At 40.1% G+C, this 11,450-nt stretch carries 12 protein-coding genes; 4 read left to right on the top strand and 8 right to left on the bottom strand.

Features of this window, described 5'->3' with window-relative positions; genetic code table 11:
• Nucleotides 1–144 precede the first annotated feature (144 nt).
• Nucleotides 145–714, top strand: a complete 570-nt coding sequence (locus CK510_RS18045) for a GAF domain-containing protein (RefSeq protein ID WP_095723024.1) — start codon at nt 145–147, stop codon at nt 712–714.
• Here CK510_RS18045 and CK510_RS18050 read toward each other — a convergent pair.
• Complete coding sequence (locus tag CK510_RS18050; RefSeq protein WP_095723025.1) at nt 704–1,108, bottom strand: NIL domain-containing protein; 405 nt, start codon at nt 1,106–1,108, stop codon at nt 704–706. The genes CK510_RS18045 and CK510_RS18050 overlap by 11 nt on opposite strands.
• 309 nt (nt 1,109–1,417) lie before the next feature.
• On the opposite strand from CK510_RS18050, the gene CK510_RS18055 reads away from it, so the two are divergent.
• Entirely contained in the window at nt 1,418–2,005 is a 588-nt protein-coding gene (locus CK510_RS18055) for a thioredoxin family protein (RefSeq protein ID WP_095723026.1), read from the top strand.
• A gap of 98 nt (nt 2,006–2,103) precedes the next feature.
• Here CK510_RS18055 and CK510_RS18060 read toward each other — a convergent pair whose 3' ends face one another.
• From CK510_RS18060 to aroB, 5 genes are all read right to left on the bottom strand, one after another.
• Nucleotides 2,104–2,847, bottom strand: a complete 744-nt coding sequence (locus CK510_RS18060; protein ID WP_095723027.1) for a hypothetical protein — start codon at nt 2,845–2,847, stop codon at nt 2,104–2,106.
• Nucleotides 2,848–3,312: 465 nt separating this feature from the next.
• A complete protein-coding gene (locus CK510_RS18065; RefSeq protein ID WP_095723028.1) occupies nt 3,313–4,296 on the bottom strand; it encodes an RNA polymerase sigma factor, RpoD/SigA family in 984 nt (327 codons plus the stop codon).
• 567 nt (nt 4,297–4,863) lie between these two features.
• Nucleotides 4,864–5,589 carry a nucleotidyltransferase domain-containing protein gene (locus tag CK510_RS18070; protein ID WP_095723029.1) on the bottom strand — a complete coding sequence of 242 codons (726 nt, stop codon included), beginning with the start codon at nt 5,587–5,589 and terminating at the stop codon, nt 4,864–4,866.
• Nucleotides 5,586–6,905 (bottom strand): NAD(P)/FAD-dependent oxidoreductase, encoded by a 1,320-nt coding sequence (locus tag CK510_RS18075; RefSeq protein WP_095723030.1) that lies wholly within the window; start codon nt 6,903–6,905, stop codon nt 5,586–5,588. Before CK510_RS18075 ends, CK510_RS18070 begins: the two co-directional genes overlap by 4 nt.
• A gap of 273 nt (nt 6,906–7,178) precedes the next feature.
• Nucleotides 7,179–8,273, bottom strand: a complete 1,095-nt coding sequence (aroB, locus tag CK510_RS18080; protein WP_095723031.1) for a 3-dehydroquinate synthase — start codon at nt 8,271–8,273, stop codon at nt 7,179–7,181.
• A gap of 66 nt (nt 8,274–8,339) precedes the next feature.
• Here aroB and petL point away from each other — a divergent pair, with 66 nt between their 5' ends.
• The gene (petL, locus tag CK510_RS18085; protein ID WP_095723032.1) at nt 8,340–8,432 is read left to right on the top strand and encodes a cytochrome b6-f complex subunit PetL; all 93 of its coding nucleotides are present in this window, start codon (nt 8,340–8,342) and stop codon (nt 8,430–8,432) included.
• Nucleotides 8,433–8,499: 67 nt separating this feature from the next.
• Here petL and bioB read toward each other — a convergent pair whose 3' ends face one another.
• The gene (gene bioB / locus CK510_RS18090; RefSeq protein WP_095723034.1) at nt 8,500–9,504 is read right to left on the bottom strand and encodes a biotin synthase BioB; all 1,005 of its coding nucleotides are present in this window, start codon (nt 9,502–9,504) and stop codon (nt 8,500–8,502) included.
• Between the two features lie 530 nt (nt 9,505–10,034).
• Here bioB and CK510_RS18100 point away from each other — a divergent pair.
• On the top strand, nt 10,035–10,637 hold the full coding sequence (locus CK510_RS18100) for a GNAT family N-acetyltransferase (RefSeq protein ID WP_095723033.1): 603 nt from the start codon (nt 10,035–10,037) through the stop codon (nt 10,635–10,637).
• Between the two features lie 22 nt (nt 10,638–10,659).
• Here CK510_RS18100 and CK510_RS18105 read toward each other — a convergent pair whose 3' ends face one another.
• Complete coding sequence (locus tag CK510_RS18105) at nt 10,660–11,319, bottom strand: SMI1/KNR4 family protein (RefSeq protein ID WP_095723035.1); 660 nt, start codon at nt 11,317–11,319, stop codon at nt 10,660–10,662.
• Nucleotides 11,320–11,450 lie beyond the last annotated feature (131 nt).

The raw sequence follows: 11,450 nt of genomic DNA on the forward strand, positions 1-11,450 counted from the left end.
AAACTTAAGAAAAAATTAAGACAAAACATTTAGATCGATGTGGTAATAGTAGCCAGTGTGCCATAAACTAAGGGTTCTGGCTCCCGAATCATCACTCTAAGTACATAGTGTGTTTTTAATCTGTCAGCATTCATTATTTGAGCCGTGCAAATACATTCATCGTCAGAATTTAATCCCAATTCAAGTAGAGGTTCTTTTGAGAACGGGTTACAATCGGTACTTTCCCGTCTGTATCGAACAATCGAACGCGATACATTAGTATGTGAAACAGTCAATGAGCTTCGCGAATCACTGCAAGTAAATCGCGTCGTTTTATACTATTTTTACGATCGCTGGCATGGACAAGTTACTTTTGAAGCTTTAAGTTCCCCAGACTATTCGATTTTTGGTTCTACAGGTGCGGATAGTTGTTTTAATGATGATTATGCTGCAATGTATTTGGCAGGCAGGGTACGGGCAATTGATGATATTGAAACGGAGTCAATCAGCGACTGTCATCGGGATTTTTTGCGTAATTTGCGAGTTCGTGCCAATCTTGTTGTACCCGTTTTAATTCCCAGAGGTTTGTGGGGTTTATTAGTTGCCCATCACGATCAACCCCGTGTTTGGTTGCGATCGCATATAGAGTTGATGCAAGATGGGGCAAGTGTTTTGGCTACATCTCCTTGCATTTTAGATACTCGGAATTATTCCCGCTCTCCATTTACAGGTTAGTTGAAATGGCTTGAACTGGACAAGTTGGAATACACTGTTCGCAGACTATGCAACGCGATCGCTCGAATTTCAATCTATAGGTATCGGGGTTTAAAGTCAGCGCTTCGGTTGGACAAACCCCTGTACATAATCCGCAGTCAACACAAACGTTTTCATCAATTACGATTTCACCTAGTGTCATCGAAACTGCTATATTTTGCGATCGCATCCACTCAATCGCTGCGTCTAACTGATCGATGTCTCCTGAAAGCTCGACTACTAGTTTCCCTATTTGATTTGGTGCTACTTGAGCGCGAATAATATTTGCTGCCACGTTAAAGTCTTTTGCCAGTCGATAAGTTACGGGCATTTGCACAGCACGTTTGGGAAATGTTAGGGTTATTCTTTTTTTCATAATTAATTATTTATTATATAGAGAAAAGTTTTATTTACAATGCTTCGTTTTGTGGTATTCTGTTGTTATGGATATGAGTTTATCATAATGGGAGTATAAGCCAAATTTTTAGGGAAGACTACACCCGATTATAATATAATCCACTACCCTTAAAATATCACATCTCGACACCATATCTTCAAAAAAACGAAAAATTTTTACAAAAAAATATAATAGAATCGCAATTTAATTATAAGACGAAAGAAGCATTATTCTGGGACAAGGTAAACTAAATGATGGTAGTACTTAATAACTTTTAATCAAACAGTTATGACAAGCGATTCACAAATTAACTCCCAAGAAAAAGCGACATCAGGTGCGCGTGTCAGGAACTTTTTAATTGCAATAGTTGCGATCGCATTAAGTGTAGCTCTAATTTTAGGATTACGAACCGAGACAACAACAGTAACCCTAGCAAAACTAGACGAACAATCTACACCATTAGAATTAGCCTTAACCAATGGCAAACCATCATTAATCGAATTTTATGCCAACTGGTGTACAGTTTGCCAGAAAATGGCTCCCGACATTGCAGCACTGGAAAAAGACTATGCAGGCAAACTAAATCTCGTCATGCTGAACGTAGACAATACCAAATGGTTGCCAGAAATGTTGCATTACCGAGTCGATGGTATTCCCCATTTTGTATTTATTAATCAAAGTGGAGAAGCAGTAGCCCAAGCCATCGGCAACCAACCACGTACAATTATGGCAAGTAATATTGAAGCATTGGTAACCAAATCGACTCTACCTTACGCAAAAAATAGCGGAGAAGTATCTAAATTTTCCGCACCAGTGGAAGTTCCTACGGGTAGCCAAGATGACCCCCGCAGTCATGGTAGCCAGGTGAATAATTAGAAATTAATTATGAAAGCTTGTAATTTAGTCCTCTAAAAGAGGACTTTCGTTATATAGACGGAGATTTATAATCTCTGAAATACTTGATGTAAGTAAGATTATTGTTCGCGATCGCTACCTTGCTGACATGCCTTTAAAATATCGCGATCGACATTACCAACTGTATTCAAGCGGTAAAAATCCCGTAGCGCTAACGAGTAAGCATAGCTAACTGGTTCATCACTATTAATCCGGGGAACACTTTCATTATATGCAACTTGAGTCGAATTTACCTCCCCTGGATAGCCATTAACTGTCATCGCTAGTTCTCCAGATTTATCCAAAGTCCCATTGAAACAGCTATATTCAGAGTCAGGTAGATACATCGCACCAGTTACTTTTCCATCACGCTTTTCAAAGACGACATAACCTTGCCCAAGTTGAGCGGGTTTTGGAGATTGTCCATACAGATAAATACCGTCTTGTTGGGCAAACTGATTATCTTTCGCAGCACCCAATCCCATGATTGGTTGTTGTGCTTTGGGAACAAGAGCGGTAATAATTGGCTGCTTGTCTAATTCCCCTGGTAAAAGCGTTAATGGTGGAGCAGATGCCATTCCTTCGCTTTCTGGTACTGTACTCGCGGTTTCCGTTTCTCTCCAAGTCTCAAGAGTGGCTCCCGAATCTGGTAGGGTGACTCTGTATGAATAAGGGTCATTATCCATTTGGTTGCTAAATACTGGCTGCGATCGATTAGCGACAACACCTAATACTAGTACCAAGCCGAGTAAAGGAAATCTCCATTGGCGGGAAGAAACTAGGTGACGCAAGAAATTTGCAAATAGATATATATATTTATGCACCCTTAATTCTCCTTCTTTTCTTCTAGATAAATTAAATTATTTAAGTGTTTTATTTAACCTAAATAAATATAACTAAGTTTTTATATGCAAAACTTCGGTCAAAAGTCTGATAAATTCACAATCTTGGTCTATATTCAATCGCTTTGTATACATTTCCAAAATCTCTATATGTATTCTCCTAAAAAAAGTGACTTTAGAAAATGAAGTTTTAATATTTTTTTTGGTATAAATTTTAAAATGTCAGTGTTTTACTAGCTCTCTAGCTGTTTTCTCGCTGCATAGGAATATTCAATTGAAAAGTTATTAAGCATCAAGTATTAGGTTAGAGAGTAATTTATCAACATAAAAATTAATATTTTGAGGGTTTTTATTGTGTGTATGCTTCTTAAAAAAAACGCCTCCTGAATTCAGGAAGCGCGTCACTTTGATTGATAGAATAAAATTGGTACAAGATGCACCATAAACCTAACTAGCAATGTACTCTTGGACATTTGCCCGACGACGACGTAGGTGAGCCAGTGCTTGATGCTCTAACTGACGGACACGCTCGCGACTGAGATGTAAGCGTTCGCCAACTTTTGCTAGCGATAGCTCATTCCCATCTTCTAAGCCAAAGCGGAGAGCCAGAACTTCGCGCTGCTGCGGGGTGAGTTCAGAAAGTAGGTTATTTAAATCTTGACGGAGGAATTCTTGAGTTGTGTAATACTCAGGGGATGGTCCATCGTCTTCGAGCATCTCTTGGAGTTCAGTATCTTGGTTTTCGCCAACTCGCACATCTAAAGAAACTGGCTGACGTGCCATATTCATATACTCGCGGATTTGTGCTGGTTCAAGTTCGAGTTCTTGAGCTATTTCCCCAGGTGATGGAGAACGACCCAATGTTTGTGCCAGTTCACGCTGGACTTTTTTGATCTTGTTGAGTTTTTCGGTGATGTGAATCGGTAAACGAATGGTTCGTCCTTGTTGCGCGATCGCGCGGGTAATTGCTTGGCGAATCCACCAGTAAGCATAGGTTGAGAACTTATAACCCCTGGTTGGGTCAAATTTCTCTACACCTCGCTCCAAACCAAGGGTTCCTTCCTGGATTAAATCCAGAAATTCCATATTTCGCTTTTGGTATTTTTTAGCGATCGCAACTACCAAGCGCAAGTTAGCCTCAATCATTTTCTGCTTGGCTCGCTTACCCTGGAATACAATTTGCTTGATTTCCGCTTCAGGCTGCTGAACACAATCAACCCATTCTTCCATAGTTGCTTCTTGATGCAACTTCTTCTCCAAAGCCTCCTTGGCTTCGATTAGGGTCATCATTTGTTGTACCTGCTTCCCAAAAACAATTTCTTGCTCACGAGTTAGCAGGGGTACACGTCCAATCTCGCGCAGATAGGTTCGCACCATATCAGGCGAGAACTTGGCATTAGTATTTTCGGTTGAAATTTTAACAGTAGCCATTGGTGCGCTGTCCTCTACTCCGTAGACACAATGAAGAAATGAATCGTTAAGGCAATCGGAAAAGGCAGTCAATATTTCACGCAGTATCAGGAGTTTAAACAAATAATTTATACAAGTCTTACTAAGACGAGAAGCCCCCTGATAGGTTCCCCTACCTTTCCCCAAATTTAAAATTAATTACTTAGAAGCACTCTTGGTCGTTAAAAAGAGAATTTTTTATCTCTTGGTCGCTGATGACGACTGCAAAAAACGAAGTCAGTATGAGTTCTGCTTATTTAATATTACGGCAAATCTTGTTGTGAGTAAAGTAGCATAGATAAAACTTTTAATTATAGTTCAAAATGGTGCAGTTGCCAAAAAGAGAAAAAAAACCTCGTGAGTAGTTATATATATAGTGACGCGAAAACCCCTTGTTCAATCACTTAGAGCTAGCCGGATAACCGTACAGTTGGGGTTTGATTGTGGAGGGATGTCACGAAATCTCTAATTTCCGAAATTCGCGATCGCCCGTTTGTAGTTGATAAGTATTTACATTAAACCCGCGATACGTAATAAACATTTTGACTGTTATTTATTCAAAACTTCTCTGCCTTGAGAATGGTATGGGGCAAAAACAGTTCCTACCAAAGATTGGATTGCAGAAATTGACGCTCCTGGTTTTAAAGCAGCAGCAAATGTGGCATAGGATTCTTGGTCGTGAACTTGCAGCCAGTTCCAACTTGCTTTGGAACCAAGATACCATTGTTGTCGCAAATCAAAATAGTCTTCTAACAGCGCATACAACAGCCAAACACCACGGTAGTTAGCCTCAATATCACCTGTGGCAATGCGTTCCAGCATTTTGTACAACCAAATGCGTCGCAATTCAATTTCGTTTGGTTGTAGTGCTGGTGGAGTTGATGCGTAAAGTGCTGCTACTTTCGCAAGTAATTGATGACCTATTCCTTGATGCGTAGACACTCCCTGTCTTGTCGTGGGACATCGCAATACGATGCCACCAAGAAGTCGCAGAAACGAAGCATCTATATCAAGAATGTCCCCTTCGTTATATATAAAGATATCCAAATAAGCTCCATTCCACAACCGCGCATCCCGCGTAGTTTGTCCAATTTCGCGCACTGCGAGAATATCGTAGTCGCTATTTGCGGTATGAGTACCTTTTGCACGGGAACCGTAGAGAATTACGGTGTGGCAGTTTTGTTCGCTGCTAAGTTCATCAACTACAGCAGTTAAAATTGGGTCATTTTCGATGGGTATGTAGTCATGGTTGAAAAGGATAGCCAGAAAAATCAATTAATTTCGACTCGTTTGCCGTCTTCGGTTGTGCCTTGTGGTGCTGGCTTTGACTGATTTGTGGGGTGTAGAGGTAGAATTAGACGGACAGAGCGATCGCAAGAGAAATAACTCCATACCCAATTGAGTAAAACATGAAATCGGTTGCGAGTACTGGGTAAACAAGCTAAATGAACAAAAAGCCATAACAACCAAGCAACAAACCCCGTTAAATTGACTTTACCGAATAAATTAGCAACTGCCGCATGTCGTCCGATAATTACCATTGAACCTTGATGCTGGTAGCGCATTGGCTGGGGATTTTTACCTTTGATTTGTCGGAGAATATTATTGGTAGCAGTAGTGCCTTGTTGTATAGCGACTGGTGCTAGCATTGGGAATTGTTCGTGTTGTGGTGCTGCCAAATCTCCAACTATATATACTTGGGGATATTCGGGAACCTGTAATGTGGGGAGTACTGTAACTTTACCATTGTTATCTGTAACTAATCCCCATTTCTTCGCAACAGGGTTTCCACATACTCCCGCAGTCCATATTACTGTTTGACAGGGAATAGTTTGTGAATTTTTAAAGTGTGAGTCTTCCCAGTAAACTGCATTTTCCATCACCTTAGTCACACGGGATGCAACTTTAACTTCGACTCCCATTTTTTGCAATTGACGCTTTGCGTAGACACTCAAATGCAATGGCATTTCTGGTAATAATTTATCTCCAGCTTGCAACAACACAACCCGCACTCGACGAAAATCAATCGCGGGATAATCGTTTACCAGCGTACCGTAAATTAATTCTGCAAGTTCCCCAGCTAATTCTACACCAGTAGCACCACCACCAACAATGGTAAATGTGAGTAATTCTTGTCGTCGGGAAAAATCAGCTTCCTCTTGTGCTAATTCAAAACAATAAATAATTTGATTGCGTAAATTTACAGAATTTTCGAGATTTTTTAAAGGAAAACAATGCTCATATACTCCTGGTATTCCAAAGAATTGTGAAGTACTACCACAAGCTAAAATTAGATAATCGTAAGGGATTAGACAATTATTAGTTTCGATTACCTGACTAACAAAATCTACCCGCTTGACTTCATTTGTAGCAAATTGAACATTGGGTTGTGCTTTGAGTAATTTCCGAATTGGACAAACAATATGTTCAGGTTCCAGTTCGCAGGTTGCAACTTGGTGAAGTAGGGGCAAAAAAGTATGATAATTGTGGCGATCGAGTAGTAATACATCAACAGAAGTGCCAGCAAATGTACGGGCAGCAGATATCCCAGCAAAACCTGCCCCAATAATTACGACCCTTTGATTATTCATGATTTTCCCAACATTAAGCGATCGCATGACAAAAATAATTCTTCCTATCAGCAATGTAATGCGATCGCAATTAATTCGACAACCAGGAAAATTCGAGTATTTAATCTGATAAATAAAAAACCCCAATAGAAAATCTACTGGGGTATAAATTTGAATCAGGGTGCATCTACCATTTATGTATCCATCTTGATTAGGGTTGTATCAGGAAAGATTTAGTAGGGGGATTTGTGTTTGTGCGATCGCCATTCAATAATGTTTTTTTGGGGAACTACCCTACATCATTTCCTGTAATACTTTACGGATGATATCTTTGGGTACTTGGTCGGTAATTGTCACAGCACCGATTTCCGTCGGTAAAATAAACCTGACTTTTCCAGCTTTGACTTTTTTATCGATTTGCAATGCATCAATAATTGCCTCAATATCCAATCCACTAGGTAATTGTGTCGATAAACCAGCTTTTACAATAACGGTATTTTGTCTTGCGGTTGCTCCCTCAGTCCACATACCTAAATTGGTAGCGATTTGCCCTGCTGCTACCATGCCAATTCCCACCCCTTCCCCGTGAATTACCTGGGTGTACCCTGTTAAACTTTCTACAGCATGTCCGATAGTGTGACCATAATTGAGAATTGCCCGAATTCCGGCTTCTTTCTCATCTTGTCCAACAACATCGGCTTTGGCTTGGCAGGAAAGTTTGAGGATGGTTTCCAGTAACTCTGGATTAATATTTGCCAAGGCATCTAAATGGGGACTTGCTTCCATCTGGGCAAAAAATTCAGCATCCCAAATAATCCCATATTTGATTACCTCTGCCATTCCTGCCCGAAATTCACGCACGGGTAGGGTTTGTAGCACTTCTGGGTCAATTAAAACAAATTGTGGTTGGTAAAATGCCCCTATCAGGTTTTTACCTTGTGGATGGTTAACACCTGTTTTGCCACCAATCGATGAATCAACCATTGCTAAAAGTGTGGTTGGCACTTGGACAAAGTTAATTCCCCGTAGCCATGTAGCTGCTGCGAATCCGGTCATATCGCCAATGACACCACCACCCAAGGCTACCATTGTCGAGGAGCGTTCTAAGCGATTTTCCAGGGCAATGTCGTATATTTTTTTGATTGAATCTAAGTTTTTATAACTTTCACCATCGGGTAAGATGCAGGTTGATACTTGAAAACCAGATGATTTGAGCGATGTTAATACTTGTTCGCCATACAGAGAAAATATGGTTGGATTTGAGACGATGAGGGCTTTTTTGCCGAGATTTAATTTACCCAGATATTCACCCAGAGTATTTAGAGTACCAGGCGCGATCGCAATTTCGTAGGACTGTTGCGGTAGATTCACATTGATTACACAAGCCATTACCTATTCCCAATCAGCAAACTAATGTTTCAATAATAGTTAATCAACAAATGTGGAGAAACTAAAATGGGTATTGTCTTTTTTGCGCTTTATCTTGGGGCATTTTTTGGCTTGGCAGTTGGTTTATTGTTTGGATTGCGGGCTATTAAGTTAATTTAAGAGGAAGCTCGCGCAAAGGCGCAAAGGGAGATATTAACTACTTACTTTGCGTTTTTGCGTGTTCAGGCTAATTTACTATGGGTTCTGGTTGCTTTTTCTCTCCCTTGACGAAAGGCGATCGCATGGATAATCCTAAGAGGTTCAATAATTCGCGATCGCTATCATAACCAGGGCAGGGTGTTGTCACCGTCAGCATCTGCCCGTCATCGCTGGAGAAAATCGAATTTGCGCCAGCCATAAAGCAAAAAGCCTGTTCTACCTCGGAAAGTCTTGCTCTCCCTGCACTCAAACGCACGTCGGCAGTGGGCATGACGATACGCGCAGTTGCTATCATCCGTATTACATCCCAAATTGGCACATCGGGCTGATTTTCTAGGGGTGTACCCTGGACTTGGGAAAGAATATTAATTGGTACTGATTCGGGATGGGGATTTAAACTTGAGAGGGTATGTAGCATGGAAATTCTGTCATCAGCAGTTTCACCCAAACCGAGAATACCGCCGGAACAAACTGTGACATTTGTTTGGCGAACATTGTTGATGGTATTGAGGCGATCGTCGTAAGTTCGGGTTGTGATGATGGTGCTGTAATGGTCACGGGAAGTATCTAAGTTGTGATTATAGGCATAAAGTCCGGCATCGTCGAGTCGCTTTGCTTGGTTTTCGGTCAGCATTCCCAGGGTACAGCATACTTCTAATCCCATTGAGGTGACTTCCTTAACCATTTCCAGTACTTCATCAAACTGGGAATTGTCGCGGACTTCTCGCCAAGCAGCACCCATACAAACGCGACTGATACCGCTCGCTTTGGCTTGTTTAGCTATGTTGACGATGGTTTCTTTTTCGAGAAGCGCTTGGGGTTGAACTTCGGTCTTGTAGCGCGAAGACTGGGCACAATAGCCGCAATCTTCCGGACAAGCACCTGTTTTAATCGATATCAGTTTGCAAACTTGAATTTGTTTTGGGTTATGATATTGGCGATGGACGCTGGCTGCTTGATAGATTAATTCGAGTAGCGGTGCGTTGTAGATTTCGGATATTTCGCTTTCTTGCCAGTTGTAGCGTACTCCCACGGTGCCTTCCTTATTATCCAAGTAAGTTGTTTCGCGTATTTTATTGTGCAGCATTTTGACGCGAAGGATATTAGAGATTTATCGTTTGAGAAATAGACTCACCTTGAATATGAATAAGCTGCTGATGGGTTCTTTGCTCGAAGGCAGGGTTTTTAATCTGCCTTACTAATCCAGATTTAAGCAATGCTTGATGGAATGCCATTCGTTTAGCGGCTGTTTCGCTGTCTATTTAGATAACTCTGGATGGCTTGGCTAAGTTGCTGTAATTCAGATGCTTTTAAAGTCTTCAATTGGTCAAGAATTTGGTTAAGAATTGCCTGGGGCATAATCTAGCGGGTTTACAAGAATAGGGGATATCTCTAATTTTATAATTTCATAGCTAACTTTTTTGTAAAAAACTGTATCAACTGCACTTAGTACTTTTTTACTTGCCTTGGACGTAATTTCAGAAAAATAACTAATCAATTGCATAGCACCTGAAAAAGTGACACAATCAAAAATGCCACTTGAAAAGAGCGATCGCGTGGATTATGACCTGGCAAACACCTTTGATTATGTGCGATATGCCTTTGGCATTAAGCTCCGCTTATCGCATAGTTTTGCGAATGGCTGACAATGGGGATATATCCCAAATTCTCGATTATTTTACCCAAAATAGAGTACACCTAACTCCCTACTACCCAAGTTGGCAAGTAAATTTCTTTACGGAAGCATATTGGCAGTTGCAAGTGGAAGCTAACTATCAAGAATTTCATCATGACAATTCCTTAAGATTATTTATTTTTTCTAACGATAACCCTAGTACAATTGTTGGCTGCCTTAACTTCAGTAATTTCGTTCGTGGAGTTGCCCAATCTTGCAATGTTGGATATAGCTTGGCAGAAAGAGAACAAGGAAAGGGTTATATGACAGCAGCGATGCAAGGGGCAATTAAATATATGTTTAATGAATTAAAGATGCACCGTATTTCCGCAAATTATATGCCTCACAATCAGCGTAGTGGTCAGTTATTAAAACGCTTGGGGTTCATCGTTGAAGGATATGCTAGAGATTATTTGATGATTAATGGCAAATGGGAAGACCATATATTGACAAGTCTAATTAATCAAGAATGGTTAATAGTTAATGGTTAATTCCCAATTCCCAATTCCCTAATTAACCAAACTGTAGCACCTGATTGATTGCCCGATTTAACCAATTTTCATACCATTCATAAAAACTCAAAGCTTCTTTTGTTTCTTCCACAGATTCATACATATATGTATCCATTTCTGGATCATCATGAAAAAAAGCAGCGCAATGACTCGTCAAAGGATATATTCCACCTTCATTGGTTCTGTCATCAATCCAAATATTACCGCGTTCTTCCCCGGAAATCACCAACCGAGCCTGAATTCCACAGCCATATTCTGCGATCGCAATTGAACCCTGAATAAACTTTTGGTCAAAGTAAGCACTTGCTTTACTACCATTACTCTCCTGGAGTAAATCTAAATCATTCCACTCATCCTGTAAACAAAAGGATTGAGCAAAAAAATCTGATTCAGATGACTTTAATTCCATTAAATTATCAATATTTAAGCCCAAAAAGCCATAACCAGGACCAACAATTCCATTTGCAATTTTTAATACAAAGTTGCGGAATTCATACGGTAATTTCACCTGAAAATTTGACTCAAACTCCTGAATTTCCCCTTCGCTCAAACAAGGATTAATTGTATATTTATGGGATTCCGCACCAAAAACTTCAAAACCTTTATCTAAATCTATCAACTTAAACAATTTATTTTTTAAATTCTCTACATTCTTATCCATAACCAGCCCCACTATCGTATTTAAATTATCAACCATAGTTACCACCAAAAAAATTACTATCAAAAAAGGCTATGCTTCAGACTAATTCCAGAGGTAGGATGAGAACAGAACCCAATTAAACTGTACTGGTA

The sequence above is a fragment of the Brunnivagina elsteri CCALA 953 genome (assembly GCF_002289455.1).
GTDB lineage: Bacteria > Cyanobacteriota > Cyanobacteriia > Cyanobacteriales > Nostocaceae > Brunnivagina > Brunnivagina elsteri.